This is a genomic window from Paenibacillus sp. Marseille-Q9583 (assembly GCF_976954365.1).
Window position 1 is genome coordinate 17,160 of sequence record NZ_CDRJTB010000061.1, and the last position, 26,946, is coordinate 44,105.

The 26,946-nt window shown below is 43.4% G+C and carries 26 protein-coding genes, 1 tRNA gene and 2 riboswitches; of the genes, 12 read left to right on the forward strand and 15 right to left on the reverse strand.

Annotated elements, in window-relative coordinates; genetic code table 11:
* Nucleotides 1–159: 159 nt before the first annotated feature.
* The gene (locus ACWNM1_RS23115; protein WP_449602788.1) at nt 160–1,344 is read right to left on the reverse strand and encodes a WD40/YVTN/BNR-like repeat-containing protein; all 1,185 of its coding nucleotides are present in this window, start codon (nt 1,342–1,344) and stop codon (nt 160–162) included.
* A 224-nt stretch (nt 1,345–1,568) separates the two neighbouring features.
* Here ACWNM1_RS23115 and ACWNM1_RS23120 point away from each other — a divergent pair, with 224 nt between their 5' ends.
* Together ACWNM1_RS23120 and ACWNM1_RS23125 are read left to right on the forward strand one after the other, a co-directional pair.
* Nucleotides 1,569–3,629 carry a transglycosylase domain-containing protein gene (locus tag ACWNM1_RS23120; RefSeq protein WP_449602789.1) on the forward strand — a complete coding sequence of 687 codons (2,061 nt, stop codon included), beginning with the start codon at nt 1,569–1,571 and terminating at the stop codon, nt 3,627–3,629.
* Nucleotides 3,630–3,831: 202 nt separating this feature from the next.
* On the forward strand, nt 3,832–4,305 hold the full coding sequence (locus ACWNM1_RS23125) for an AbrB/MazE/SpoVT family DNA-binding domain-containing protein (protein ID WP_449602790.1): 474 nt from the start codon (nt 3,832–3,834) through the stop codon (nt 4,303–4,305).
* Between the two features lie 87 nt (nt 4,306–4,392).
* Here ACWNM1_RS23125 and ACWNM1_RS23130 read toward each other — a convergent pair whose 3' ends face one another.
* On the reverse strand, nt 4,393–4,899 hold the full coding sequence (locus ACWNM1_RS23130) for a YwhD family protein (protein WP_449602791.1): 507 nt from the start codon (nt 4,897–4,899) through the stop codon (nt 4,393–4,395).
* Between the two features lie 103 nt (nt 4,900–5,002).
* Between ACWNM1_RS23130 and ACWNM1_RS23135 the strand changes: the two genes are divergently transcribed.
* The 6 genes from ACWNM1_RS23135 to ACWNM1_RS23160 all read left to right on the forward strand — a co-directional run bounded on the left by ACWNM1_RS23135 (nt 5,003) and on the right by ACWNM1_RS23160 (nt 10,909).
* The gene (locus ACWNM1_RS23135; RefSeq protein WP_449602792.1) at nt 5,003–7,009 is read left to right on the forward strand and encodes a M1 family metallopeptidase; all 2,007 of its coding nucleotides are present in this window, start codon (nt 5,003–5,005) and stop codon (nt 7,007–7,009) included.
* Nucleotides 7,010–7,020: 11 nt separating this feature from the next.
* Nucleotides 7,021–7,851 (forward strand): hypothetical protein, encoded by an 831-nt coding sequence (locus tag ACWNM1_RS23140; RefSeq protein ID WP_341126937.1) that lies wholly within the window; start codon nt 7,021–7,023, stop codon nt 7,849–7,851.
* Nucleotides 7,852–8,065: 214 nt separating this feature from the next.
* Nucleotides 8,066–8,204, forward strand: a riboswitch (cyclic di-AMP (ydaO/yuaA leader).
* A 53-nt stretch (nt 8,205–8,257) separates the two neighbouring features.
* Nucleotides 8,258–8,686: a C40 family peptidase gene (locus ACWNM1_RS23145; protein ID WP_042193080.1), complete on the forward strand. Its 429-nt coding sequence runs from the start codon at nt 8,258–8,260 to the stop codon at nt 8,684–8,686.
* Nucleotides 8,687–9,045: 359 nt separating this feature from the next.
* Nucleotides 9,046–9,187: riboswitch (cyclic di-AMP (ydaO/yuaA leader) on the forward strand.
* 5 nt (nt 9,188–9,192) lie between these two features.
* Nucleotides 9,193–9,684 (forward strand): C40 family peptidase, encoded by a 492-nt coding sequence (locus tag ACWNM1_RS23150; RefSeq protein ID WP_042183954.1) that lies wholly within the window; start codon nt 9,193–9,195, stop codon nt 9,682–9,684.
* A 255-nt stretch (nt 9,685–9,939) separates the two neighbouring features.
* The gene (locus ACWNM1_RS23155; protein WP_449602793.1) at nt 9,940–10,425 is read left to right on the forward strand and encodes a GNAT family N-acetyltransferase; all 486 of its coding nucleotides are present in this window, start codon (nt 9,940–9,942) and stop codon (nt 10,423–10,425) included.
* A 127-nt stretch (nt 10,426–10,552) separates the two neighbouring features.
* Nucleotides 10,553–10,909: a c-type cytochrome gene (locus tag ACWNM1_RS23160; RefSeq protein ID WP_042183950.1), complete on the forward strand. Its 357-nt coding sequence runs from the start codon at nt 10,553–10,555 to the stop codon at nt 10,907–10,909.
* Nucleotides 10,910–11,000: 91 nt separating this feature from the next.
* Here ACWNM1_RS23160 and ACWNM1_RS23165 read toward each other — a convergent pair whose 3' ends face one another.
* On the reverse strand, nt 11,001–11,288 hold the full coding sequence (locus ACWNM1_RS23165; RefSeq protein ID WP_042123209.1) for a 4a-hydroxytetrahydrobiopterin dehydratase: 288 nt from the start codon (nt 11,286–11,288) through the stop codon (nt 11,001–11,003).
* A 228-nt stretch (nt 11,289–11,516) separates the two neighbouring features.
* Nucleotides 11,517–11,810, reverse strand: coding sequence for a hypothetical protein (locus ACWNM1_RS23170; protein WP_060623910.1), 294 nt, complete (start codon nt 11,808–11,810; stop codon nt 11,517–11,519).
* A gap of 206 nt (nt 11,811–12,016) precedes the next feature.
* Here ACWNM1_RS23170 and motA point away from each other — a divergent pair, with 206 nt between their 5' ends.
* Together motA and motB are read left to right on the forward strand one after the other, a co-directional pair.
* Complete coding sequence (gene motA, locus ACWNM1_RS23175; protein ID WP_449602794.1) at nt 12,017–12,820, forward strand: flagellar motor stator protein MotA; 804 nt, start codon at nt 12,017–12,019, stop codon at nt 12,818–12,820.
* On the forward strand, nt 12,804–13,622 hold the full coding sequence (gene motB / locus ACWNM1_RS23180; RefSeq protein ID WP_449602795.1) for a flagellar motor protein MotB: 819 nt from the start codon (nt 12,804–12,806) through the stop codon (nt 13,620–13,622). The genes motA and motB overlap by 17 nt, the downstream gene beginning before the upstream one ends.
* A 99-nt stretch (nt 13,623–13,721) precedes the next feature.
* On the opposite strand, the gene rluF is transcribed toward motB, so the two are convergent.
* Entirely contained in the window at nt 13,722–14,423 is a 702-nt protein-coding gene (rluF, locus tag ACWNM1_RS23185) for a 23S rRNA pseudouridine(2604) synthase RluF (protein ID WP_449602803.1), read from the reverse strand.
* Entirely contained in the window at nt 14,413–16,740 is a 2,328-nt protein-coding gene (locus ACWNM1_RS23190) for an ATP-binding protein (protein ID WP_449602796.1), read from the reverse strand. Before ACWNM1_RS23190 ends, rluF begins: the two co-directional genes overlap by 11 nt.
* A 452-nt stretch (nt 16,741–17,192) precedes the next feature.
* Here ACWNM1_RS23190 and tadA point away from each other — a divergent pair, with 452 nt between their 5' ends.
* Nucleotides 17,193–17,666 carry a tRNA adenosine(34) deaminase TadA gene (tadA, locus tag ACWNM1_RS23195; RefSeq protein ID WP_449602804.1) on the forward strand — a complete coding sequence of 158 codons (474 nt, stop codon included), beginning with the start codon at nt 17,193–17,195 and terminating at the stop codon, nt 17,664–17,666.
* 112 nt (nt 17,667–17,778) lie between these two features.
* Nucleotides 17,779–18,348 carry a GNAT family N-acetyltransferase gene (locus ACWNM1_RS23200; RefSeq protein WP_449602797.1) on the forward strand — a complete coding sequence of 190 codons (570 nt, stop codon included), beginning with the start codon at nt 17,779–17,781 and terminating at the stop codon, nt 18,346–18,348.
* A gap of 104 nt (nt 18,349–18,452) precedes the next feature.
* On the opposite strand, the gene ACWNM1_RS23205 is transcribed toward ACWNM1_RS23200, so the two are convergent.
* The 9 genes from ACWNM1_RS23205 to guaB all read right to left on the reverse strand — a co-directional run bounded on the left by ACWNM1_RS23205 (nt 18,453) and on the right by guaB (nt 26,418).
* Nucleotides 18,453–19,544 (reverse strand): hypothetical protein, encoded by a 1,092-nt coding sequence (locus ACWNM1_RS23205; protein WP_449602798.1) that lies wholly within the window; start codon nt 19,542–19,544, stop codon nt 18,453–18,455.
* Between the two features lie 102 nt (nt 19,545–19,646).
* Entirely contained in the window at nt 19,647–19,799 is a 153-nt protein-coding gene (locus ACWNM1_RS23210; protein ID WP_042183936.1) for a small acid-soluble spore protein P, read from the reverse strand.
* 12 nt (nt 19,800–19,811) lie between these two features.
* Nucleotides 19,812–20,153: a hypothetical protein gene (locus tag ACWNM1_RS23215; protein WP_042183934.1), complete on the reverse strand. Its 342-nt coding sequence runs from the start codon at nt 20,151–20,153 to the stop codon at nt 19,812–19,814.
* 173 nt (nt 20,154–20,326) lie between these two features.
* A tRNA-Ser gene (locus ACWNM1_RS23220) sits at nt 20,327–20,415 on the reverse strand.
* Between the two features lie 68 nt (nt 20,416–20,483).
* Complete coding sequence (gene serS / locus ACWNM1_RS23225) at nt 20,484–21,770, reverse strand: serine--tRNA ligase (protein WP_449602799.1); 1,287 nt, start codon at nt 21,768–21,770, stop codon at nt 20,484–20,486.
* Nucleotides 21,771–21,843: 73 nt separating this feature from the next.
* Complete coding sequence (gene pdxT, locus ACWNM1_RS23230; protein WP_449602800.1) at nt 21,844–22,440, reverse strand: pyridoxal 5'-phosphate synthase glutaminase subunit PdxT; 597 nt, start codon at nt 22,438–22,440, stop codon at nt 21,844–21,846.
* A gap of 19 nt (nt 22,441–22,459) precedes the next feature.
* Nucleotides 22,460–23,341, reverse strand: coding sequence for a pyridoxal 5'-phosphate synthase lyase subunit PdxS (gene pdxS, locus ACWNM1_RS23235; RefSeq protein WP_042123186.1), 882 nt, complete (start codon nt 23,339–23,341; stop codon nt 22,460–22,462).
* Nucleotides 23,342–23,452: 111 nt separating this feature from the next.
* Nucleotides 23,453–24,799, reverse strand: a complete 1,347-nt coding sequence (locus ACWNM1_RS23240) for a D-alanyl-D-alanine carboxypeptidase family protein (protein WP_449602805.1) — start codon at nt 24,797–24,799, stop codon at nt 23,453–23,455.
* Between the two features lie 161 nt (nt 24,800–24,960).
* Entirely contained in the window at nt 24,961–26,418 is a 1,458-nt protein-coding gene (guaB, locus tag ACWNM1_RS23245; protein WP_234540954.1) for an IMP dehydrogenase, read from the reverse strand.
* Nucleotides 26,419–26,946 lie beyond the last annotated feature (528 nt).

Sequence of the window (26,946 nt, forward strand, 5' to 3'; positions counted from 1 at the left end):
CTCATAAAATTTTACCATATTGATGGATAAAAGCACACTTGGAACATGTAGTAAAACTGTACACAAGTGCAACCAACTTCATAATTACAAAAAAACGGTTCCCTTAGGAACCGTTTAGAAAACTAAAAGCTATGCTCGCTACCTTTACTAACCCGCCCGTTACAAGGACAAAATTTTCAACGAAAATCTAAGTTGCCAAGATGCGCCGCCATCTTTAGTTACATATAACGATGAATAATCGCGTTCGCGAACGGCTAGCCAGCCTTCTTTATTACTAGTGAACGAGATTACTCCTTCATACCCAGCAATCGCCGGAAGATTGGTCCACTGCTTGCCACCGTTATATGTGCGTCCTACCGCTACTTTTTCTGCTGCGTCGGAATAACCCACCAAGAAGGTCGTATTGTTCCCTATCAGCTCCAAATTTCCCGGTCTGCCAGAAGCAGGCCCTTTATTTACTACAGCTTTCCCACTACCCGGAGCAGGCCCACCCCCAGCAGTTTCCTGAGCGATCACTCTATTCCAGCTTTTACCCTTATTCGTACTTGTATATAGGGAGTATGAGGTTTGACTCATCCCTGAGCCGCCAAAGAGAACCACATCAACTTGATCTCCCTTTGAAGTGATTTGCCCATACTCTGGATCGGTAAAGGCTACCTTTAATGATAAACTCCAAGTTTTTCCACCATCTTCAGTCTTCAATACCCGGTAGCTGGTTCCAGGCACAGTTACAACGGCCCAGCCGGTATTACGATCACTGAAATAAGCACCGCGTGTATTGGATGGGGTTGAAATCATACTCCAGCTAAGTCCCCCGTCCTTGGTGTAATACGTTGATGCCCTGTTATACCCGAAGCCAATCTTACTGTCGATAAAATCGATTCTTTCAAAGCTAACAGCTTTATTCGAAAGTCGTTTCCATTCTGAGCCGCCATTAGAGGTACTGATTAAATATCGAGCTTGACCGTCTTCTACAGAAGCAAGGGCAAAACCATGCACGTTATCGGGAAAATCAATCTGTTTAAAGCTCCATTGGCCTTCATAAATTTCTTGAAAATTGCAGCCTCCATCAGAAGTGCCAATCATAAATCCATTGCCTGCTGCCCGTCCGATATTTCCATTCAGAAACTGAACATCAGAAAAGGTAAGCGGTGTGGATACGTCTCCTGAATGCTTGTTTTGCAGAGACTGTAGTAGCCCATGATCTCCAGTGCCGCACGCCGCTGGTGTAGCCGATGCCGCAGCATGTACAGAAGAAGCTGATGCGCCCCAGCCTGAAACCATTATTAGCGTCGCCGAAAGGGCGGTTATTGTCTTTCTGTGAATCTTTTTCGTCCAGTTCATAGTGACACCTCCTATTGTATATATACCCTAGCTTTCAATCTCTACTCTTTTATACCTCCTGAAGCACGCATGATCCACCATTGAATAGTCACAAAATGGAAACAGTTTGTCATCTCCTATTTAAATCTCTTCCAGCGATAGTCCCTTTAACAGATCACCTAGTTATACAATGAATATCCTTCCAGTTCCTTTCCCATAATACAAGGAGAAGGGAGTCTGGTGTCATGTCACGTGAATCAACGAGTCCATCCAAACGAAAAAGCCGCTTCCGCCGTTTATTCCGGCTGCTGGTAGCCATGATTATATTGTTTCTACTGACCACGGGAGCTCTGCTCGGTTACCTATACCAAAAAGATCTCCCTCCCATTGGCGACGATGTGCGTTCCAAGCTACTCGACTCCAGGGGCAATATTCTTGCCACCTTTACCTCAGACGGGCGTAGCCGTGAACCGGTCAAATTAAGTCAAATTTCTCCCCTGCTCATTGAAGCCACACTAGCCGTCGAGGACCGTAAATTTTACGAGCATTCCGGATTTGACATGAAGGGGATGGCTCGGGCCGTGCTCGTCAATCTGGAAGAGGGAAACCGAACGCAGGGGGCTAGCACGCTAACTCAGCAGCTCGCGAGAAATCTTTATCTATCCCACGAGAAGACGTGGACGCGTAAAGCTAAAGAAGCCTTGTATACGATGCAGCTCGAGATGAAATACAGCAAAGATGAAATCTTGAACATGTATTTAAATAACATCTACTATGGCCATGGTGCCTATGGCATTGAAGCAGCCTCTCAAATGTATTTTGGTAAATCTGCAGCAGACTTAGACTTGGCAGAGAGTACCATGCTAGCTGGGATTCCAAAAGGACCCACCTATTATTCGCCGTACAATCATTTAGACAACGCTAAAAAACGGCAAAAAATCATTTTAACTGTCATGACCAATTTAGGAGAAATCACACAAGAAGAAGCAGGACAGGCTGTTCAGGAGGACTTGAACTTAAAACCACAAGGCCAGAAGGATACCACTGTGGTTGCACCTTATTTCAGAGATTATATCCGCAATCTGGCCACAGAATCTCTTCACATCAGCAGTGATGAGCTGGAACAAGGGGGACTAAATGTTTACACTACCCTTGACCCTGACATACAGCATGCCGCAGAACAAGCAGTCGACAAAGAGATGGATCAAAAGAGTGATCTGGAGACCGCTCTTGTTTCCATCGATCCTCGCACTGGCTACATTAAAGCTATGGTCGGCGGAAAAAATTATCGTACCAACCAATACAACCATGCTCTAGCCACCACACGTCAGCCTGGCTCGTCCTTTAAGCCGATCATGTATTTAGCAGCACTCTCTTCTAAAGAGATGACTGGTCTTTCCGTTTTCAAAAGCCAGCCAACGATGTTCCATTATGATAACAATCGCAAAACCTACCAGCCTCGGAACTTCGGGGATAAGTATCTGGGCGAAATCAATATGCGACAAGCCATTGCAGCATCCGACAATATCTATGCTGTGAATACGATCATGAAAATCGGCGCGGATAAGGTGAGCGAGATGGCAGGCAAGATGGGCATTGATAGTCCGCTTCAAAGCGTGCCGTCACTGGCACTCGGTACCTCACCGATCAGTCCGCTAGAAATGGCTGCGGCATTTGCTGTTATTGGAAACAGTGGTCAGAAAATGCCCACCACAGCCATTCTAAAAATAACGGATTCTAATGGTATGGTGCTGTATGAAGCACCACAGCCAAAAGGTGAAGCCATTGTAGAGCCTTCTGCCGCCTATGTGTTGACCCGTTTAATGGAGGGGGTATTTGAGACTGGGGGGACAGGAAATCGCGTAGCTTCTATAATCAAACGTCCGGTAGCTGGCAAGACTGGAACTACGGATACAGACGGCTGGATGGTAGGCTTCACCCCCGAGCTATCCACTGCAGTTTGGGTTGGATATGACAAGGGGCGCGACATCACAACTACCGATGGTCGACGGGCAGCTCCAATTTTCGCGGAGTTTACTGAAAAAGCGTTGGAAAATATCCCGCCTAAGATTTTTCCCATTCCAGATGGCGTAGTCAGTGTATACATCAATCCGCAATCCGGTAAGCTAGCTACAGCAGCCTGTCCCGAAAAAGAACTGGAGACTTTCATTAGTGGAACTGAGCCCACCGAATACTGTGATCAGCATGGCAAAGCTCCCGCTGTCGATGATGTACAAAGCAAAGTAGATCCTGCTGAAGAAAGTCGTTCCCTGTGGAACAATATTAAACGCTGGTGGTTGAATTAACCTCTTCATTAATTGAAGAGGTTTTTCTTTTTTATTACTTATTTATTGTAGAATTCATAGGATGGCCAAACTCAATTTTCACCTCTCCCACAAAGGATGTAACCGCTTCATTAATTATATTCACCCCATTCTCTTAACTCACAATTACTGCTATAATAGTTAGTAGCAACCAAAATATAAAGATGTAAATGAGGGACATGGGATGAAGGATACAGGCATGATCCGGAGTTTAGACAGTCTTGGGAGAATTGTGGTTCCCGCAGAAATCCGTATGACTCGTAATATCGACATTGGTGATCCTATCGAATTTTTTATATTAAACGATAACACCATCATACTCAGGAAGTACACCTCGACAGAATGTACGTTTTGCAGAAGCCACGACCATGTCACCTACTATAAAGAGCAATTTATTTGCAGTAGCTGTCTAAAAGAAATTGCCGACCCTGAACGCATGTCTCAAGTGCCTGAGACGCGCCAAGATTTTGCAGGCGAAGTGTCAGAGCACAGCAGCACGATCCGGAAGACGAAGACAGAGGATATGTGTCAACGCCTGGAACAGGCCATAGAAGAACATCCATATGCCAATCAGAAAGAGCTTGCTGAAATTCTTGGGATCAGTCAAGCCAGAGTAAGTCAACTCAAACGCAAGCTTAGTACGGCAGGCAAATCGTGAACTAATTCATTGTGTTCAATTCAAAAAGGCTTCGACTCTCCTATTTCAGGATGTCGAAGCCTTTTTTCTGTATCAGGTAATCTTGACCTACTCGGTCAGTGCAGCCTTAAGCTCATCGGAGGACGCAGTCCACCATGCCTCATTATGAGAGATCAAGAGGGATTTGAGGGCAGCTTTTTCAACTGCGCCAAGCCCTTCCACATCGATTTTTCGTTTTAGAGCAGCATCCAACTTATTGACATGCTCGGCGAGAATTTTCCATCCGCGACGCGCTTCCGTATCGATCCACATTTCGCAGGCCGTTATTCCACCATAGAATTGACTATCCTGTGTACGATCCACTGCTACCCATACCACCCAAACCTGTCTACCATTAGGTACATCTTCACGGTTCATGGAGAATTTAATACCCTTTTCAACCTTACTCTTGGCATGCATGGCACCGATATCAATGACTGCTTCCCCGCCATCAATAATGACAGGTGATACGTTATTGAGCTCTATAGAGCCTGCCCCAAAGCCTTTATGTTTACTTTTTGCATTCACAATATTTAAGGCAATCTGTTTCTTGCCCTCCGGTTGTATGTTGTCCACGAGTGCACACCCTTCCTCTTACGAATAATTTAATTTTAGCTAATAATGCGGCGATTGCAAACATATACATCCCGTAGATGCTTGTCACGGGAGGAATCACACTATGAAGTCACTGTCATTAAGGTACATCATCATCTTTGCGACCCTGGCCACCCTCGTGCTATTAGGAGGCATATGGGTCTATTCGGGGGATAACTCTACATCTTCTGTTACTAGCTTTGTTTTAAAAGAGGCCAAGTCCTCAAGCGGCACAGCTCCTGCAGCTGCACCACAGCAGACACTGCCTGATAGCGCCCCCGTTCCAGCAGAAGAGGCATTAAGTCAACGAGTTGTCGAGTATCACATCAATGTTCAGCTTGTTCCTGATACAGAAACCTTAATCGCTTCTGAGACGGTAACCTGGACACACCCCGGTGTAAAACCGGTAAGTGATCTATATTTTCATATGTATCCAAATGCCTTTTCTTCACCAGATACTACCTTTATGAAGGAGTCCGGAGGAACGCTCAGAGGTGACACCATGCCAGAGAACGGCTTCGGAAGTATGACTTTAACCGATTTGCGCACATCAGAAGGAACATCACTAATGCAAAGAGTGCAATTTGTACAACCCGATGATGGTAACGTCAACGATAAGACACTCCTAAAGGTTCATCTCCCACAGCCGGTTAATGGCGGAGAAAGTGTCACGCTTAAACTCCAGTACGAGGTCCAGCTCCCCAAAATATTTGCCCGTATGGGCGCATCAGGAAATTTCGTGATGGCTGGGCAATGGTTCCCTAAACTTAGTGTATACGAGCCTATGGGCACACGTGGGGTTAAGGAGGAAGGCTGGGATTTGCATCAGTACCACGGCACCTCTGAATTTTACAGCGATTTTGGAATCTTTAATGTAACGATTGCGGTTCCTTCCGACTACACGGTAGCTGCGACCGGATTTCCTGTGAAGAATGCCAAGCTAAAGCAAGATCAAAAAATATATCAATTCTACGCTGACGATGTCCATGACTTTGCGTGGGCGGCATCCCCTGATTTTACAGTAGCCGAAGAAGCCTTCTCTACGCCAGAAGTGCCTGGTGTACGGATTAAGGTGTATCTCGATCCATTACACAAAGACTTAAAGGAACGATACCTTCAGGCCGCTAAGGCAGCTCTGACCTACTTCAGCAAATGGTATGGTCCTTATCCCTACTCGACTCTGTCTATTATCGTTCCGCCTAAGGAGGGGAATGGGGCTGGAGGAATGGAGTATCCAACACTCATTACAGCGTTTGGAGCCACAGACTCTTCTCCTGACACCTCACTTGAAAGAACCGTCGTTCATGAAATTGGCCATCAATACTTTTACGGCATGGTAGCCAGCAATGAATTCGAAGAGGCTTGGCTAGACGAAAGCTTCACTTCTTATGCTGAAGACAGACTCATGGAGCAAGAATATGGCATCAAAACGAATCTCCCTCTTCAGTCCAGCTTGGTGACCAAATCAGAGCCGCTAAATTTAGAGACATGGAGATATGCCGGGACAGAATCCTATAGCCGGAATGTGTATATTCGCGGAAAGCTAGTACTTAAGGATATTGAACGGCAAGTTGGCACTAAGGCAATGAACAGCATCATGTCCACTTACGCACGTAAATTCCGTTTCCAGCACCCCACTACGTCTGATTTTCAAAAAGTCGTTGAGAAGATAACCAAAAAATCATGGCAGCCTTATTTCGAAGATTATATTTATGGTGGTGGTGCTCCTGATTTCTCAGTAGATACGATTACGATCAAAAAGAATGGCAACAGCGATGCTCAGAGCTATGAATCCATTGTAAAGATTACAAACAAAGGGAGCCATTATGTTGACGTTCCCATTAGATTCACATTCGACGATGGCTCTGCGACAGAGCAGGTCTGGAGCGGTGAAGGGGCAGAGACTACATTCCAATTGTTAAGCGATAAGCTTCTCCTCTCTGCTGAGATTGATCCTGAGCATACCGTTCTTTTAGAAAGCAAACATCTGAACAACTTCAGACTGGCGGAAATAGAGCCCAAAACGCTCTCCCGCTGGACATTAAGTGTAACTAAACTAGTTGAAACTGTGCTCGGAACTCTTGTCTGGTGAGGTGAATGATTGTGAGAACATCGATAACCCGCGGCTGGCAAAGCATGAAGGAGCAATTTTATATTCTGATTCTGCTCTTCATCTACCGACTGCTCTGGGGCTACTTTATGTACGGCTTCATCCGGTCTGCTATCGTTCCAATTCTACTGCGCTATCCAGATAAAGACGCTGGTGGCAGCGGAATGGGCAGACTACTCTATTATGTCGAAGGGCAGTTCAGCTTAAACACAGATCCTGCGATACGTACTTGGTTATGGATGTTCCTAGGGCTTGTTGTCTTACGACTGCTACTCTCCCCCTTCATAAGGGCAGGATTACTGCATGAACTCCATCAGGAGCGAAAAGGAGAGCGGGGCCTGTTCTTTTTTCCCGGTATGAAGCTTTATGGATTTCCAGTGTTTATCTTCAGTCTAATCGAATGGGTGCTGGCTCTACTTCCGTTATACTGGCTTGCTCCAAAAATGTACGGGCTATTCTTGTCCTCCTTTCTGAACTACTCTTTGTTACTTCATCTAGTTCCATACGTATTGGCATGGCTTATATACATCTTTATCGTGCGCCTGTTCCTTCTATATATGCAGTTTGGTTATACCAGCGGCACGGGGATGTTCTCCTCCTTATTCATTTGCTTGAAGTCGCTGATTCCGGCAATAGGAATTTCAATCATACTTGGTGCAGCAGGCCTGATCCTTTTGCTAGTGTGCGGACTAACGGGTATCTTCTGTCCTGGCCTACCAGCACTTCTTATTCGTCAACTTTCATCACTGCCCTCAACACTCTTCAAAATGTGGGGAATTTCAGCTCAGTATCATCTATGGCACAGTAAAGCATTTCCACAATAATTTGAAGCATTACAGAACATAATATAAGAGTCCCGGTTCCTGAATCAGGAGCTGGGACTCTTTCGCGTTATAGACAAATTATGAGGATTTGCAAAATCGTAAAGACTTTGTTACAATAAGTCCTGTTCCATTGGTAACAAGTTTGTAATCATTTGAAACGATTTCTACATAACTTCATGTATTTGTCGTAGTCATGTCGATAAGTCACTATCTGGTGCATAAAACGCCGAATTCCTTGCACCGGGAAGTGGGGGAACCATATTTTGGGTGAATTGATCTCGCTTTGCAGTGATCATAGGGGAACCTTCTACCGAATCCTTAAGCTAACCTCACAGGCATTGGAAGGGGTACAATTTTTTTGAAGAATTTAAGAAAAGCATGCGTCGCTGCGGCGCTAGGACTTGTGATGGCGTTCTCTATTGGTGGAGGAAGTGCCTTTGCAGATTCTAAGATGGACAGTGTTATTTCAAAGACAATTGGAGTTGCCTATAAAACCGGAGGCACTAGCACTGCCGGGTTTGACTGTTCTGGATTTACTACGTATGTATTCAAGAAGGTGGGTCTTTCTTTGCCCCGTACTTCAAAAGCTCAATATAATGTCGGAACTCCTGTAGCCAAAAGTAAATTACGTTCAGGTGACCTAGTTTTCTTTAACACATTAGGCAACGGCGTATCCCATGTCGGCATTTATGTTGGAAACGGAAAATTCGCACAATCATCATCTTCATATGGCGTGACCATCACTTCACTTAGCCAGTCCTACTGGGCCAATCGCTACGTTGGTGCTAAAAGAGTAATGAGTACTTCCTCATATCAAGCTATAGCCTACGATTAATACTTCCCCACAACTATAACCTCACAATTACATTATATAGACCTGGGTTTGATTATTAACTTAATCGAATCCAGGTTTTATTTTGCCTTATTATATTCTTTACACCTCCAGAACGGACTTTAAACACTTTTATTTGATAAAAATTTCAATAAATATAAAAATTAGTTTAATATTATCGCTTACATATGCATTTTGTCTTTAAAAAAACGAAATTTTCTGCATGATTATGTTAAAAACGATTGCCAAGCGGCACTCTGTTTGTTACAATAACTGCAGTAAGATTTTAGTAACATTTTTGTAATCATTAAGTTGTTATTTACAAAGGTTTTGTCATGTATTGATTACAAGCTATTCCTAATCAACAGTATCAGCCGAGTTTCCTAACTATTAGGAAAACGGGGGAACCAACTTTGGGTGAATTGACCTCCATTTTTAGAGGGGTCATAGGGGACCTTCAACCGAACCCTTAAGCTAACCTCGTAGGCATCCGGAAGGGGTATAAACTTTTGAAGAAGAAGCTAGCAGCAGCAGTACTTAGCTTTTCCATTATTTTCACCATCGGAGCAGGAAGCGCTTTCGCGGATTCCAAAATGGATAAAGTGATCGACAAGACCATCGGAACTAAGTACGTATCCGGCGGCATCTCCACAAATGGATTTGATTGCTCCGGATTTACAATGTATGTATTTGATAAAATTGGTATAAACCTACCACACCAATCAGGTTCCCAGTATCAAATGGGTACTGCTATCTCCCAAGATGATTTAAGATCTGGAGATCTTGTATTCTTCAATACAAGTGGTAAGGGTGTCTCCCATGTCGGTATTTATGTCGGTGAAGGCAAGTTTGCACACGCATCTTCCTCACGCGGTGTAACGATTAGCTCCCTGAGTGATAGCTACTACGTGAAACGCTACATCGGTGCTAAACGAATTATGAGCACGGATGCTTATCATTCTGTTGCTTCTGAGACAGAAGATAATGATGATGTTCAATAAGTAAATCGTACATAGGCTCTTTTCCAAGATGTTGATTCTTGGGGAAGAGCTTGTTTTTTGTCTTATTTAGTATTTACCCCTCTCAGAATTTGTAAAACAATAATCTTCATAAATTTCTGAGTCGACCATGCCTCTTTTTGTATATAATTAGTTACAAGCATAAACGCCTTCGATCTCCTTATAAGGACCATAAGTATTTTAAGCTAGAAATACAAGACATTTTAAGTCGCCCCGTGAAAGGAGGTTCTTGACCTTATGATAAATCCCCCTGTTACTTTTCATGTAGCGCCTATGGAGACCAGTCACGCGGAAGAGATTTGCAACTGGGATTACACTGCCCCTTATAATATTTACGGCTGGATGCCGTGGGAGCAAATGCAGGCTCTTGGAATCGAGTTCGGTGACCCGCAGCTACGGAATGAGCAATATGTCTCCATATTAAATGGGCAAGGGATGTTGTGTGGATTCGCGCAGTTGTTTCCAATGGAAGGTGTTGTTCGCTTGGGGATTGGTATGCGCCCTGATCTATGTGGTCAAGGTCTAGGAAAAATATTCATGGATGTAATCGTGCAAACAGCCTTGCTTCGTTATCCTGAGCGTGAGATTGATCTAGAGGTATTGACCTGGAACCAGCGGGCGATCCGAACTTACCAAAAGTGTGGATTTACAATTACCGATACGTATGAACGCCTAACCCCCACAGGAAACAAACCTTTTTATTGCATGGTCTATGATAAATAATATAAAATTCCATATTTTTCAATGATTTGATGGCATTATCGTTCATTTTTTTGTCACAAACCCTATGATAACGCTTCACCTTGAGCTATAATGTAGGGAGCAGCTTACATAGAAGGGACGAACTGGGATGCAGAAATGGATCATGAGCGGTTTGTTTTTTGCCGCCTGTGCCTTTGCGGTAGTACTTATGTTTACACTTCCAGGTAAAGAAGAGGTAGCTGAACAGAATAAGCCGACGATGCCGGAAGTCCAATTGGATGCGGCAAAGGCCGAAGCAACCGTGAAAGCCAGCTGTATCACCTGTCACGGCGATCAGCTTCAAGGTGGAGTTGGACCCAGTCTTCAAAATGAAGGCGGTCAGCATGATGCTGAAGAAATCTACAGTATCGTCACTAAAGGACGAGGTCAAATGCCTTCCTTTAAAGAAAAGCTAGCCCCTGAGGAGATTGCAAACGTCGCCCTCTGGCTCTCAGAGAAAAAGTAACAGTAACTACTACCTAAGCAACTAAAAACGCCCGTGCCAGAAGATAGTTCACTATCTGCGCACGGGCGTTTATTTATGAGTTTGGGCGACACTAACGATTTTTCTCAAAGGCTTCATTAAATTCATGTGCCTCTCGAATATCTAGAGCTGTAATTCCGTCTTCCTCATTTGATTTCAGTCGTAAAGTCACTGTCTTATAATCAATCGTAATATGTGGATGGTGATCAAAGGCTTCTGAAATGGTGGCTACTTCATCAACGAAAGCAATACCCTTCATATATTGGCTGAACATATATTTTCGCACCATGGTATTCTCTTCCAGCTTCCAACCTTCCAGCTTGCTGATCTGCTCACGCAGTTCTTCTTCGGTAAATAACAATTCGTTTCCTCCCTTACTAAAAATTGCAGTAAAATCCGCAGGTCCCTTTACTCGTCTTATTCGTTAAACAAAACATCCCTTAGCTTCTGAGGTCCAAGGGATGTGCCAGGATAAAGGCAATATTTTCGATTAAATGTATTCAAGAATCCCAGCGATTATAACTCGGCTACACCAATTTTAACACGGGCTACTAACTACGGGCAAATTACGCCCCGCCGGCCCCTCTTCTTAAATCAAAACAACAGAGGCTAAATCCTCTTCTCCGACTAAAATATTAATGCGGTGCGTGTCCTTATCGTAGATGATAACGCCGCTCCCCACCTCAATCATAGGTTCATTACCCAGCGCGAAGAAAAGATCCTCAGCCAGCGCCTCCCATACCTCCAGCTTGGATTCCTGCGGCAGTTCTTGCCACTCTTCCGGATCCATTTCAAAAAATAAGTACCCATCGGAAATTCGTCCGACAGCCTCGGTTAAATCCGTCAGAATTTCACCGTAATCTCTACCATGCTTTACACCCACATGTATCACTCCGTTTTCTCCACAGATGAATAATTACTTACCTTATCCATTATAGCCGAAAAAATGACTTCACAAAAAACGGAATGATGTCGATAAATAAGAATATACGTTATTCGGTTTCGAACAGAGTGCCTTGCCGCTGTTTCAAGGATGATATACGCGGCTTTGTCGGAACACATCTTATAATCTCATGGACGAGGTGCATAATGGAAATTTCAACAATACTCGGTTTAATTTTTGGTCTAGTTGCAGTAATTTGGGGTATGATCCTCAAGCACGCTCCTCTTCACGCTTTAGCCACACCCGCTGCTTACGTTATTATCTTAGTGGGGACGGCGGCCTCCATCTTTATGGCCTTTCCAATCTCGGAGGTCAAAAAGATTCCAAGTCTGTTTAAAATAATTTTTGTCAAAAAGAAATTAATCAGTAAATCGGAATTAATTACTATGTTTATGGAATGGGCTTCTATTACACGGCGTGAAGGTCTACTGGCTCTTGAATCTAAAGTCGATGAAATAGAAGATAACTTCCTCAGAAACGGCATGCGGATGATTATTGATGGGAATGACCAGGACTTTGTCCGCGATGTTCTCATGGAGGACATCCATGCCACAGAGGATAGACATAAAGCAGGCGCGCTCATTTTCACACAAGCAGGTATGTATGCTCCTACACTCGGGGTACTCGGGGCTGTTATTGGACTTATCGCCGCTCTGGCTGATATGAGTGATATGAACAAATTGGCTGCAGCAATCGGGGCTGCCTTCATTGCAACACTACTCGGTATCTTTACAGGTTACGTATTATGGCATCCTATTGCCAATAAGCTAAAACGACTTTCCAAACGTGAAATTGAAGTTCGAATGATGATGGTTGAAGGTCTACTGTCCATACAATCCGGTGTATCCACTATTGCCATCAATCAGAAGCTTGCTGTCTTCCTGACACCTTCGGAACGAGCTAAGTTAAATGATCAGAAGGAGGGTGGATCGGGTGAGCAAAAAGACTAAACGACACGAGGAGCATGAAGAACACGCCGATGAATCGTGGCTACTGCCATATTCTGATCTTATGACCCTTCTGGTAGCCTTGTTCATCGTAATGTATTCTATGAGTGCAACGGATGCCAAAAAATTCGAAGAGATGAGTCAAGCCTTCAGTTCCGCTCTTAATGGCGGCACAGGTATTCTTGAAGAGCGGGCGGCAATGCCATCTAAGACTCAAGAGGATTTAGGAAAAAATGATCAAATGGATAAATCAGTAGCCAAGAAAAACGAACAAACAGAAATGGCTAAGCTGCGGCAAAAGGAACAAGAGGATTTAGAGAAGCTTAAAAAGCAGTTTGATCAATATATCAGCAAGAACGGTCTAACCGATCTTCTTAGCACTAAGCTCAATCAGTCTCAGCTTATGATTACGATAAGCGATAACGCGCTGTTCGCTTCCGGACAGGCTGTAGTTAAAGATGATTCTCGTCAATTAGCAAAGTCCATCTCAACCATGCTGCAGCAATTCCCGGATTATGACGTAGTCGTGCAAGGACATACCGACAATATCCCTATCTCTAATAGCAATTATTCTTCCAACTGGGACCTGAGCGCGGATCGTGCCCTTCAGTTTATGAAGATCTTGCTGACGAATACGAATCTGAATCCACGGAAATTTAGTGCGATTGGTTATGGGGAGTACCACCCCATTTCTGAAAATACAACAGCTGTTGGACGAAGTAAGAACCGCCGGGTTGAAGTATCCATTATTCGTAAATATCAAGAAACCAAAGAGTTCTCAGGTATTGCTCCTTCCGATGAATAATGATTATCCTATTACAAGCATAAAGAGCTGTCCCAAGGTCTTAGACCGATGGAACAGCTCTTTTTTGACACATTGTATTCAAATCTAGGTTCTTCTGCGTTATAGAAGTTTATAGTTCAGTGTAGCTCCAAGTTCTTGCTTCTCTTCAGCAGACAGCTCACGCCATTCTCCTGTTTGTAATGCCCCTAGACGAATATTCATAATCCGAATGCGTTGCAGCTTTCTAACCTCGTAGCCAAAAGCGCTGCACATACGGCGGATCTGACGATTCTTACCCTCCGTCAAAATAATACGGAATACACGCTCTGTAATACGAGTGACCTCACAAGGCAGCGTCTTTTCACCTAATATCTTTACGCCACTGGACATGCCGGTAATAAATGATGGCGTAATCGGTCTGTCTACAGTAACAACATACTCTTTTTCATGCCGACCTTCGGCCCGCAAAATCTTGTTAACGATGTCCCCATCATTGGTAAGCAGAATCAATCCCTCTGAATCCTTATCGAGCCGCCCAATCGGGAAGATTCGCTCATGATGACCCACAAAATCAACAATATTCCCCTTAATATGCTGCTCTGTAGTTGAAGTGATACCCACAGGCTTGTTTAACGCAATGTAAACCGTCTGGCTTGATGTTTCAAGCGCAATACCATCTATTCTCACATCATCGCCTGGAACGGCCTGACTGCCAAGCACAGCAGGTTGTCCGTTGATCGTAACTCTACCACCTTCCACCAGCTTATCTGCTTCACGGCGTGAACAGTACCCTGTCTCACTGATGAATTTATTAATTCTCACGTTGTCCTTCACTCCGTTCATCCTTAATATTAAGCCAAGGGGTATCCGTACCAGCTGCAGGCAGCTTGATCATAACAGTTGTCCCTTGACCCACTTCACTTTGTATTTCCAAATGACCCTTATGAGCCTGAATAATACGTTGGCTAATCATTAGCCCTAAACCTGTTCCCGACTCCTTATTGGTGAAGAAGGGCTCACCCAGCTTTGGCAGCATGTCCTTAGGAATTCCTTCGCCTTGATCTGAAATAAGAATGAAGACAGAATCTAAAGTATTTCTTAACTCCATTGAAATCACACCACCATCAGGCATAGCTTCAATAGCATTTTTGACGATGTTAATAAATACCTGCTTTAGCTGGTTCACTTCACAATGTACGGTGGATGGATATTCAGAGAATGTCGCACTAAACTGAATCCCAAACAAATGAGCTTGACTATCTAATAGAGAAACCACGTCACCAAGGATATCCCGCACATCTTTTTCCTGGAAATGAACAGCTTGAGGCTTGGCCAAAATCAAAAATTCACTTACGATCAGATTAATCCGCTCGAGCTCGGACAACATCAGTTCAATATGGAGGGGGACCAAAATCTGCTTTTCTTGTTGAAGCTGCAGAAATCCTTTTAGCGTCGTAAGAGGATTACGAATCTCATGAGCTACTCCCGCGGCTAATTGGCCAACTGTAGTCAGCTTCTCAGAGCGTCTAAGCAGTTCCTCCATTCGGTTACGTTCCGTCATATCACGTGAGACGTGAATAAAGGAATGTGGATACCCGTCTTCATCACGAATCACTGAGGTACTAACACTAACTTCAACAATTGTTCCATCACGTTTAAGTCTTATGGTTTCAATTGGTGGTAGAACCGCACCACTCTTTAACGCATCAAGCCGCTCTTCCTCCTGCTTAAGCGCTGTCGCAGGCACAAGGTAAGGCTTATTCCCTAGCACCTCTTTGGCACTCCATCCATACAGCTCTTCGAAGGCTCTGTTCGTACTAGTAATTCGGCCGTCCATATCGATCGTATGTATCGCATCAGAGGTTCCATTAATAACCGATTCCAAATGCTCCTTAACTGCTCGATTCTCTTCCAGTGTCTGTTTGAGTCGATTAGTGCGCTGCATGAGATGAGCCGTCATAGCGTTGATTCGTAGTGCCAGCTGCCCTAACTCATCCCGGCTAGTTACCTTAAGTGGAGGCTCGAATTTCCCTTTGGCTACATCGTTGACTTTGGCAAGTATCGCCTGAATAGGACGAGTAACAAATCCAGACAGTATGTAACTACATAACAAGAATAATGTAAGTAATAACAGTGACGTTGTCAGATTATTAATTAATTGTTCATGAACTACAGATGAAATCACGGAGTAATCCAAAACGACTCCAATCACATAAGCTTTCACTCCAGGTGATTGGATAGGGATGAAGCTTTTGAGCACTCTTTTTCCAAGCACTTTCGTCTCCAGTGTAACCGGCTTCTGCTTCTCCTGAGCCAATAGAATTGCTGTTCTATCCTGCTCCACATTACCATAAGTATAGGTGCCGTACTTAATGGGACGGTTACCAAGATTCTTATTCAATGTGTCAGTTCCGTCAGCCTTCATACTTGCTGAACCAAATGTTACTGGGTTAAATCCTGTGAGTTCTAAGATCCCTGGATTAGCTTCTTTTGTCTGCGCTGCGATTTGATCGGGATTGGTAATCTTAACATAGTCGCTGGCTGCAGTATTAAGAATAACAGGATTTATGATGTAGTTGCTCTCTTCATCATGGTAATATCCCCACTTCTCAATGAAATCGAGATTGTAGGTTGAATAATCAAAAGGGCCTGACCAAAAATGGTCCATGGCCTGCCCCTGACCCACGGATACCTCCTGATTATCGAACAACTCCAAAAAGGCCAGATACCAGTACCCCCAGTCCTTTGTGGACACCCCAATATCACTAGGCACCGAAGACCTTGCTATTACAATATCATTATCAGTCTTTACCAGAATTGAAATATTAGACACGCCCACCTTGGAAGTTAGGGCCTTGAGTTCTTCATTCGTCACATTCTTATAGTCAGGGTCCAGCTCCTCGGAGGCAAAGATAGCCGCCATCCTTAAATTATGCGCAATTTGATATTCTACATAGTTAGAGCTATAGTTACTTTGTTCTACAGAAACGGCCATTTGCATAGCGGTTAGTTGCATATTATTAATACTTTCATTCCGTAGATTATTTTGGGCGGCATAAAGGTTAAATGTCAGGTTCAGTGCTAAAATTAGCAACACCGCCCCAAAAATAATAGCAGATAGTTTTGTCTTTATGGACAAACTGTTTGTTCACCTCTTATCCACTGGTAAATCCTTGCGGGGCCTACAATAAACATCATACCTTTTGCCCTCACATTTGAAAAGACATTTCAATGAAGCGTTCCTGTTCAAGAAATATTGAAATTCAAAAGGTCTTTCTCTACAATATAAAAGTATAAATGCCTTCGACGTCCTTATACGGACGGGAAGCGTTTTAAGCGCGAAATATCGCGAAATATAAGGATAAGTATAGCGTGAAACTTATATTTTCTTATATTTTAAGAAACCATCCACAGCTTATGCACATATAAACATTTTATTATAAAACGATGTGTACAAAAATGTGCATAAGTAGGCGGTTATCCACAGAGTTATGCACATTTTGTTAAGAACGAATATTTGTTCGTTGTACAATGGATATAAAGGAAGGGAAGATGATCTTGAATATTAAAGCAGGTGGATCGTTAGATGATATGCGAGCGGTTCATGAACACTGGATGAGGCAGGCGATAGCAGAAGCCCGCAAGGCTGAAGCATTAGGGGAGGTTCCCATTGGGGCGATCATCGTATGGCATGGTGAAATTATCGGACGTGGATACAATTTAAGAGAAACTACAATGGATTCTACAGCTCATGCAGAAATGGTTGCCATTCGTGAGGCCAGCAATGTCTTGAACTCATGGCGACTGCTGGATTGCCAGCTGTATGTTACTTTAGAGCCTTGTCCTATGTGTGCGGGAGCGATTGTACAATCAAGAGTACCCCTCACTGTATATGGCACTCCTGATCCTAAGGCTGGATGTGCTGGGACCCTCATGAACTTGCTTGAAGAACCGCGTTTTAACCATCGCACCGAAGTGATTCAGGGGATTTTACAAGAAGAATGTGCAGACCTACTGACCTCATTCTTTCGTCGTTTACGTCAAAAACCATCGAAACAAGCATAAACGCCTTCGGCGTCCTTATAAGGACGGTAAGCGTTTAAGCGAGAAATATAAAACATAAAGTATAGGTGCTAAACTTATACTTTCTTATATTTAGAAAAAGGAGAGACCTGAAATGACCCTTACTTTATATCATACCTCACATGGCATCTATATTTCTCCTCTAGAGCTAAAGGATACAGAGAACTTACTAGAGCTGCGTTTGAATAATCGACTAATACATGAACCATTTGAACCAAAACGCGATGAGCAATTCTACACTTTGGAGAGTCAACGACGGATCATCAATCAGCGTCTGGAGGATGCTCTGGAGGACAAAGCCTATATGTTCGGTGTCTATCTGCTTGATGGACAACTAATAGGTCAAATCACGCTATCTAATGTCTCAAGAGGTGTAGCTCAGTATGCTGATTTAGGCTATTTAATGGATCATCGGATGCAGGCAAAAGGTTACATGACCGCTGCGGTCGGATTAGTTCTCGGCTACGCTTTTCGAGCCTTAGGTCTTCATAGGGTTCAAGCAGCCATCTTATTGCATAACGAGGCTTCTCGGAGGGTGCTGGAGAAGAGCGGATTTAAACCTGAAGGTATCGCCCGCCGGTATCTCAAAATAAACGGCCAGTGGCAGGATCATCAAACCTACTCAATATTGGCCGAAGATGTATTACCGGATGAACATAAATAACTTCCTACTGACTCGTTCAGAATTAAAATCTTTTTTTCGAATAAAAAGACCCGCATGGGCGTATATCATACGCAACATGCGGGTCTTTCTCTCGTAACTTCTTATTAATAAGTCCCCAAGCTACCGAATTGCTCCTCTAGTTGATCCATTGTAATTACATCATCGCCCTGAGGAATGCCAATCTTGAACGCTGGCTTCTCGTTAATCTTGCCATATTGACCTGTTCCGTTTACAGAGAAGGCTACGTTCGTGCCATCTTCCGGATCATTTACTTTAATGTCCATCAATAAATCCTGATACACAGGGAATCCGTCTTTATTGATCGCTGTATTGTAGTGGAACTGATTAATTGTAAGATACTTATCAAGATCCGCCAAACTCTTATCGAATTCAGTTCTAGTTTCACTTGATGTGATCTCTTCTTTAGCCTTAGCCAGATCAGCATCATTAATCTGCAGCATATCCTTGTATTCTTCCTTGCTCACAATATCAATGATTTTAGGCAGGGCATTATTCACAAAGATGGTGATTGCTTCTTTAACATTATCGTTTGTCACTTGGAACTGAACGACTTGTTTAGCTTCAACACCTTCTGGTAAATTTGCTTCCTTTGGACTAAGCTCTTTGAAATACTTTCCTTCATCATATTCAGCTAGTACAGTGTCCATCACTTCATTAGAGAACTTTTGCATTTTCTGCGTATCCAGAGAGCTTGGATTAAACTCAGCACCCTCTTGCTCTGCCAACGCCTTCAGATCCACCTCTACAAACTTGTTAACGATTGTCTCCGGAATCGGGAAGAACGGAATCGATGGAATCTTAACATACAACTTCTCAGTGGTCATCACCATAGGGACATTGAAGCTCATGCTCATATCGCCCTTGAGATTCAGAACCATAGTTAGCTCTGTCTGCATTGGATCAGCCTGATAAACCCCGTCGACGGTAATATCAGCATTCTTGAGCATGCTGAGTACCTGTGTGGTCATTGCAGCAGATTCAGCATCAGCAGTCTCGATGGTTAGATCATTGATCGAGAATTTACTCTTCATCTCATATGAAGACATCGTAGTCGCTTTTGACGCAGCTGATTTTAAGGCCTCTTTTGGCGCCTCCTGTTTACTTGCACATCCCGGCAGAATTACTGCTGCTGTAAGCAACAGTGCCGCGGCCGATAAACCCCATTTTTTGTTCATTATTTTTCTCCTCTCCCATGTAAAAAAAATCTCCCCCACTTATCATAAACTATTTGTAAAAATCAAGAAACACTTCTTTATAATTCTTATTGTTTTTATTTGTTATCCTTGCGGATTATGATGGTCTACATGATTAGCCTGCTTCACCTTTTTAGAGCCAGAAAGTGGTTCTGGTGCAGAAGAATTATGCTCCTTTCTACGCTGGCCATCGTTGGGCTGTGCCCCGGGAACTGGAATACTTTTTGGCTTTGACATTGTTCATTCCTCCTAAGGATTAGTTATATTCTGTAGAGCCTGAGCACATTCGTGAATTTGTCGTGAATACTGCTGTGCTAATAGCTGTACTGCATCACTATGCTCATCAATATGAATTCCACTCTGCTCCACATCAAGCAGATCAACAGCGACCTCCCTGCTATCTACATACCTGCAACGAAAATCAAGTGAGTATCCTTGACGTCCTGCTGCATTAAAATGAATAAGCAGACTATTCGGATCACCATCATCCGCTAGTACATTGAAACTGTCCCCATCCTCCATTAACGCAGGCAGGCGTTCTTGCCAGGCCGAGACAAGATTATGCTGATCTACTTCCAATTGTCTGTCCATAATTATGATCATCCTCCTTCTCTAATACATTGCGGAGAAATCAATCTTTTTATTCTCAATGGAACTAGGTTCATCAAACAATAACTAAAACTGTACCAGTTCAAGCACAACAAAAAAACCGCCTCCAAAGGAGACGGTTTCTATCTGCTTATTTCTTAAATTTCATAAAGGAATGGCGGAGAGGATGGGATTCGAACCCATGTGGGCTTGCACCCTAACGGTTTTCAAGACCGCCCCGTTATGACCGCTTCGGTACCTCTCCAAATGCATATAAATTTCACATGCATTAGTAATTGTACCATATGGTGCGAAGAAAAAGCAACTATTTTCTTAAATAATTTTAGGTTGGATCGATTTTACATTGCGCATATATGGTTGTAGACATTCCGGAATCAGAACACTACCATCCTCTTGCTGATAATTCTCAAGAATTGCTGCAACAGTACGCCCAACAGCCAAAGCAGATCCGTTCAGTGTATGAACAAATTCAGGTTTGGATTTCGGATCTTTACGGAAACGAATATTTGCCCGACGCGCTTGGAAGTCCTCCGTATTTGAGCAAGAAGAGATCTCACGGTACATTCCACTCTCAGGCAGCCATACTTCCAAATCGTACGTCTTAGCCGATGTAAAGCCCATATCAGCTGTACATAGCCCAAGTACGCGATAAGGCAATCCAAGAAGCTGCAGCACACGCTCAGCATCTGCTGTCATTTTTTCTAACTCCTCATAAGAGGATTCAGGTGTAGTAAGCTTCACCAGCTCTACCTTGTTGAATTGATGCTGACGGATCAGACCCCGAGTATCACGGCCAGCTGAACCCGCCTCAGAACGGAAACAAGAGCTGTAAGCTACATGATACTTAGGTAGATCTGCTGCTGTCAAAATCTCTTCGCGATAGTAGTTGGTTACAGGTACTTCCGCTGTAGGAATCAAATAGTATTCAGTATCACGTAACTTAAACAGATCTTCCTCAAACTTAGGAAGTTGCCCTGTTCCGTACAAGCTGTCTTTATTCACAATGTAAGGCGGCAGCATTTCTTCATAGTTATGCTCACCACTGTGCAGATCCATCATAAAGTTAATAAGCGCCCGCTCTAAACGTGCTCCCAGTCCTTTATAAAAAACAAACCGAGATCCCGTAACCTTCGCTGCAGCTTCAAAATCAATAATATCGAGCTGCTGCGCAAGCTCCCAATGTGATTTCGGAGTAAATTCGAATTCTTTTGGCTCCGACCAGCGACGCAATTCTACGTTATCATCCTCAGATTTACCAAATGGAACTGAATCATGAGGAATATTCGGAATACTCATAGTAAGTTCAGCAATCTGAACTTCCAATTCACGTACTTCGTCATCAAGCTCTTTAATTCGGTCAGATACCGTACGCATTTCTGCAATTAGGTCATCTGCTGGCTCACCATTCTTTTTCTTCTTCGCTACTTCACCAGAAACCGTATTACGACGGTTCTTAAGACCTTCTGTTTCTTGCAGTAATTCACGTCTGCGTAGATCAAGTTGTGGAAAATCAGCAATTAAATCCAGTGATTTACCCCGTTTCTCTAAGGCTTGTTCAACTCGAGCGTAATCACTGCGTAATACTTTTACGTCTAACACAAAGTTTCCCTCCTGAAAACAGCCTAAACTCTTTCAAATTGCTGCTTACAGCTTTGAAAGAGTCAGGATGTTCTTATATGCGATTCTGTTGTTGCACTTGCCTAGTAGCCTCTACCATATCAGTAAAATATTGATGCAGTCTGAAATCATCGGTCAATTCTGGATGAAAAGAAGACACCAGCAGGTTACCCTCCCGTGCAGTTACAATCTCATCATTATAGACTGTAAGCACATCTACACCCGGGCCTACCTCGTTGATAAGCGGTGCACGTATAAAAACAGCACGCACTGGCTCATCAATTCCTTTAACCTCCAGATCACATTCAAAGCTTTCCCGTTGACGACCGAATGCATTCCGAGCCACCGTAATATCCATTAGCTCCAAATGCCCTGGTTCGCCACCGGCAATTTGTTTGGCCAGAACAATCATACCCGCGCATGTTCCAAAAATCGGCTTGCCCTGATTGGAGAAATCACGTATGGCTTCGATGAAGCCATACTTTCGCATCAGTTTACCGATCGTTGTACTCTCACCACCAGGAATAATTAGCCCATCAACCTCCTCAAGCTGCTCTACTCGCTTGATTGGTACGCCCACTGCTCCGGTCTTCTCTATACTAACAATATGCTCCGTAACTGCGCCTTGAAGCGCCAGTACTCCTATTTTCATCCGGGCAACCTTCTCTCTATTAACGGCCACGCTCCGACATACGTTCAGCCGGGGTTAGAGTTGCAATATCAATCCCCTTCATTGGTGCGCCAAGGTTCTTAGATACTTCTGCAATCAGTTTGTAATCAGTATAGTGTGTAGTGGCTTCAACGATCGCACGGGCAAATTTCTCAGGGTTGTCCGATTTAAAAATACCTGAGCCTACAAACACACCATCCGCACCTAGATGCATCATCAGGGCAGCATCGGCAGGAGTTGCTACACCGCCAGCAGCAAAGTTAACAACCGGCAGCTTGCCAAGCTCATGCACTTCAAGCAGTAGCTCGTAAGGAACTCCCAGGTTCTTAGCTTCATTATATAGCTCATCCTTGGACAAATTAGTTACTTTGCGAATTTGACTATTGATAAAGCGCATATGACGCACTGCTTCAACAATGTTGCCTGTTCCAGGTTCACCTTTCGTACGGATCATGGATGCACCTTCGTTAATACGTCTCAAGGCTTCACCCAAGTCTTTAGCTCCACATACGAACGGAACAGTGAACTCACGTTTATTAATATGGAAGACTTCATCAGCAGGAGTAAGAACTTCACTCTCATCCAAATAGTCAACACCCAAGGATTCCAGAACCTTTGCTTCTACGTAATGGCCAATACGAGCCTTAGCCATAACAGGGATACTTACCACTTTGATAACCTCTTCTACAATTGTAGGATCGGCCATCCGTGCTACACCGCCAGCTGCGCGAATATCAGAAGGCACGCGTTCCAATGCCATAACAGCTACTGCACCCGCAGCCTCAGCAATTTTTGCTTGTTCTGCATTCATGACGTCCATAATGACGCCGCCTTTTTGCATTTCTGCCATGCCTCTTTTAACTCGCGATGTTCCAGTTTCCATGTCCTAGCCTCCCGAATGATCTATCTTAATCTAACTTGTAATTTTACCCCAATGAAGGGAAATATACAATCCACTTAGTCGGATTTAACGCAATTTTCGATGCTAAATTCATTAGAACAAGTTCTTGATCCCTGTAAATAAATCGCCGAAGAAATCTCCTATGGCTCTAAGGAATAAACTGAACCAACCGGCTTTCTCCGCTTCTTCAACAGTAATCAGATTAACTGTCTTCTGCTGAACATCAGACATACCTTCAACTTGGTAGGAATAAGTAACCTTACCCACTTTAGCAGATTGTTCTATAGGAGCAACTAAGGTTGCTGGATCATTTATTTCAACAGTTGTTTTAATTTGAGGGGAGGTTGTCCCTTTAGGGACGATAAACGAAACAGCTTCATCCGTAACTACAGACACCTTTTTATTTTTCCCTTTAAGAACTGGTACGGTTTCGTTGCCGGCTATCACTGCTTTAGGGGCTACGACCTGTTTGATTTCAAAATTATTAAATCCGTAATCGAGTACTTTCTTCGTCTCAGTAAATCGGTGCGGCTCTGTATTAGCCCCCATTACTACACTTATCAGACGCATGCCATCACGTACAGCTGTACCTGCAAAACAATATTTTGCCCTAGCGGTATGGCCTGTTTTCAAACCATCCAATCCCTCATAAGCATAAGCCTTAAAATTCTGTATATTCTTATTCGATTCCAACATCCAGTTAAAGTTAATCATTGGAGCAGTATCGCGTTCACGGAACTTATAAGACTGAACCGTTGTAAATCTATTAAAATCAGGATGATCAGTAACGATATATTTGGCAAGGATCGCAGCATCCATCGCTGACATTACATTTTCTTTTTTATCAGTTGAGCGGTACTTCTTAGGCATGTCAGCTTTGTCTAATCCAGTAGAGTTAACAAAATAGGCAGTTTTCATCCCCATCTTCTGGGCAGTCTGATTCATTAGCTCTACAAATTCCAATTCTGATCCGGAAACCAGTTCTGCCAAAGCTACTGTAGCATCATTTGCAGATCCGACAGCCATTGCTATGTACAGCTCTTCAACCGTATGCTCGTCTTTTTCCGCTAGAAAAATACGTGAGCCAACCTGTTTAGACGCATTTTCCCCTACTATGACTTTTTGATCCCATGAAATCTGTCCAGTCTTCACCGCTTCTGCTACAAGATACTCTGTCATCATCTTAGTCATACTTGCTGGAGGCAAAGCCTCATCTGCATTCATAGATAGAAGAACTTCACCTGTTGTTGGTTCTATTAGAACCGCTGATTTCAAATTTAGACCCAGTGATTCCACAGAAGGGATCTTTACTGCTTTCTGAGTCGTCTGAGTTGCAGTACCAGCTTGTATTGTCGTTGTCGTACCTTCCTCAGCGAATGCCGGAAGTGGAGTAGAAACTAACATATTTAAAAGTAGACCTACTGTGACTGTCTTAATCATAAATTGCTTACCGTTAGATTTTTGTTTGTGCTTCAATGATTACTACTCTCCTTTAAACCTCATATCAATAGCTTGTTCTATTCTAACACAGGGGTACACGCAAAAAAAGACAGACAGGACGAAATAGTCCTGTCTGTCCAAAAAATAGTCTTTCTAGTCCATTACACGGAATAGTTTGGCGCTTCTTTCGTAATTTGCACATCATGTGGATGGCTTTCGCGAAGTCCAGCACTTGTGATGCGAATGAAAGAAGTGTCATTCCGAAGTTCTTCGAGTGACTTGGTCCCACAGTAGCCCATACCCGAACGCAGTCCGCCAATCAATTGATGAACGGTATCCGAAAGAGGCCCTTTAAAAGCGATACGACCCTCAATTCCTTCAGGAACAAGCTTCTTATCGTCATCCTGGAAATAACGATCCTTACTACCTTGTTTCATGGCACTCATACTGCCCATACCACGATATACTTTAAATTTACGGCCTTGATAAAGCTCCGATTCTCCTGGGCTTTCTTCTGTACCCGCAAACATACTTCCCATCATTACTGCATGAGCACCAGCGGCAATAGCCTTAGTGATTTCACCGGAGTACTTGATTCCACCGTCTGCGATGATAGGAACTCCGTATTCACGAGCAACCGTTGCACAATCATAAATGGCTGTAACCTGCGGAACACCGATACCAGCGATAACTCGTGTTGTACAGATAGATCCAGGTCCAATACCTACTTTAACTACAGAAGCTCCAGCTTCAATAAGTTCACGGGTTGCTTCGCCTGTAGCTACGTTACCGGCAACAATCGTAAGATCAGGATACAACTCACGAATTTGGCGAACGGCTTCAATAATATTAATGTGGTGACCATGTGCAGAATCGACAACGATCAAATCAACACCTGATTTCACTAACGCTGCAGTACGCTCGAATGTATCTTTAGAGATACCAACAGCTGCTCCAACCAGCAAACGGCCATGTGCATCTTTCGCTCCGTTAGGGAACTGAATCGCCTTCTCGATATCTTTAATTGTGATTAGGCCCTTAAGAACGTTATTCTCGTCCACCAGCGGCAATTTCTCAATTTTATGACGTTGTAAGATGCCTTCTGCTTCTTGAAGTGTCGTACCTACAGCAGCAGTCACGAGATTCTCATGGGTCATAACTTCTTTGATTGGAATATTAAAGTCATGAATAAAACGTAAATCTCTATTAGTTAGAATACCGACCAGTTTGTTATCACTATCTACAATCGGTACTCCGGAAATACGATATTTACCCATCAGCAGTTCAGCATCGGATACCAGATGCTCTGCTGAAAGAGAGAAGGGATTAGTAATAACTCCGCTCTCGGAACGTTTTACACGATCCACTTCTTCCGCTTGCTGCTCTACAGGCATATTCTTGTGAATAATCCCGATACCACCCTCACGAGCAATAGCAATGGCCATAGCCGCTTCTGTGACTGTGTCCATACCTGCACTCATAAGCGGGATGTTCAACTTCACATTCTTACTTAGAACTGTAGTCAAATCTACTTCCTTCGGCAGTACCTCAGATTTACGCGGAACCAGCAGCACATCATCAAAAGTCAGACCTTCTTTACCAAACTTATCTTTCCACACCTGGGTCATTCCTCCTCGGTTGTTTTTAAATTATACCCGCCTACAAACTTTACAAGCTAAAACGCCTTTGCCGTCCTTTTAAGGATGGTAAGCATTTATGCGAGAATTATAAGGATAAAGTATAGCGTGAAACTCATACCTTCTTATAATTTAAAAGAAGAACCTTCGACTTTAAGTCCATTCACGACAGACAACTCTGTACATCTGGAAGTTAAACAAGTTCATATCTTCAATTTAGGTTTGAGATGCTTATCCAAAAATATATTATTGCCATCTTAGCAAAGGGCATTTGGACTGTCAAGAACATTACATCATCAGAGTAGGTATTCAAAAAACGACTCCCGCGTAAGCGAATTATTGGACTATTGTCCGCACAGAGTGGACATTTAGTGGTGGAATTATACAATCCACCATACCCATCACCAATGCTTACACCTATCTCTAATGTAGTATCTCAAAATGAACCCTAATGAATTCTTCAAAAATACAACAAAAAAACCACTGTCGATTACTCAACAGTGGTCTTGC

Excerpts from the sequence above, each read along its gene's own strand:
- pdxS (WP_042123186.1), bottom strand. The coding sequence starts at position 23,341 with ATGGAAACTGGAACATCGCGAGTTAAAAGAGGCATGGCAGAAATGCAA.
- motA (WP_449602794.1), top strand. The coding sequence starts at position 12,017 with ATGGAAATTTCAACAATACTCGGTTTAATTTTTGGTCTAGTTGCAGTA.
- pdxT (WP_449602800.1), bottom strand. The coding sequence starts at position 22,440 with ATGAAAATAGGAGTACTGGCGCTTCAAGGCGCAGTTACGGAGCATATT.
- ACWNM1_RS23155 (WP_449602793.1), top strand. The coding sequence starts at position 9,940 with ATGATAAATCCCCCTGTTACTTTTCATGTAGCGCCTATGGAGACCAGT.
- ACWNM1_RS23125 (WP_449602790.1), top strand. The coding sequence starts at position 3,832 with ATGAAGGATACAGGCATGATCCGGAGTTTAGACAGTCTTGGGAGAATT.
- ACWNM1_RS23240 (WP_449602805.1), bottom strand. The coding sequence starts at position 24,799 with ATGATTAAGACAGTCACAGTAGGTCTACTTTTAAATATGTTAGTTTCT.
- ACWNM1_RS23200 (WP_449602797.1), top strand. The coding sequence starts at position 17,779 with ATGACCCTTACTTTATATCATACCTCACATGGCATCTATATTTCTCCT.
- ACWNM1_RS23215 (WP_042183934.1), bottom strand. The coding sequence starts at position 20,153 with ATGGACAGACAATTGGAAGTAGATCAGCATAATCTTGTCTCGGCCTGG.
- ACWNM1_RS23135 (WP_449602792.1), top strand. The coding sequence starts at position 5,003 with ATGAAGTCACTGTCATTAAGGTACATCATCATCTTTGCGACCCTGGCC.
- ACWNM1_RS23160 (WP_042183950.1), top strand. The coding sequence starts at position 10,553 with ATGCAGAAATGGATCATGAGCGGTTTGTTTTTTGCCGCCTGTGCCTTT.
- ACWNM1_RS23205 (WP_449602798.1), bottom strand. The coding sequence starts at position 19,544 with ATGAACAAAAAATGGGGTTTATCGGCCGCGGCACTGTTGCTTACAGCA.
- ACWNM1_RS23145 (WP_042193080.1), top strand. The coding sequence starts at position 8,258 with ATGGCGTTCTCTATTGGTGGAGGAAGTGCCTTTGCAGATTCTAAGATG.
- tadA (WP_449602804.1), top strand. The coding sequence starts at position 17,193 with ATGCGAGCGGTTCATGAACACTGGATGAGGCAGGCGATAGCAGAAGCC.
- ACWNM1_RS23115 (WP_449602788.1), bottom strand. The coding sequence starts at position 1,344 with ATGAACTGGACGAAAAAGATTCACAGAAAGACAATAACCGCCCTTTCG.
- ACWNM1_RS23210 (WP_042183936.1), bottom strand. The coding sequence starts at position 19,799 with ATGTCAAAGCCAAAAAGTATTCCAGTTCCCGGGGCACAGCCCAACGAT.
- ACWNM1_RS23120 (WP_449602789.1), top strand. The coding sequence starts at position 1,569 with ATGTCACGTGAATCAACGAGTCCATCCAAACGAAAAAGCCGCTTCCGC.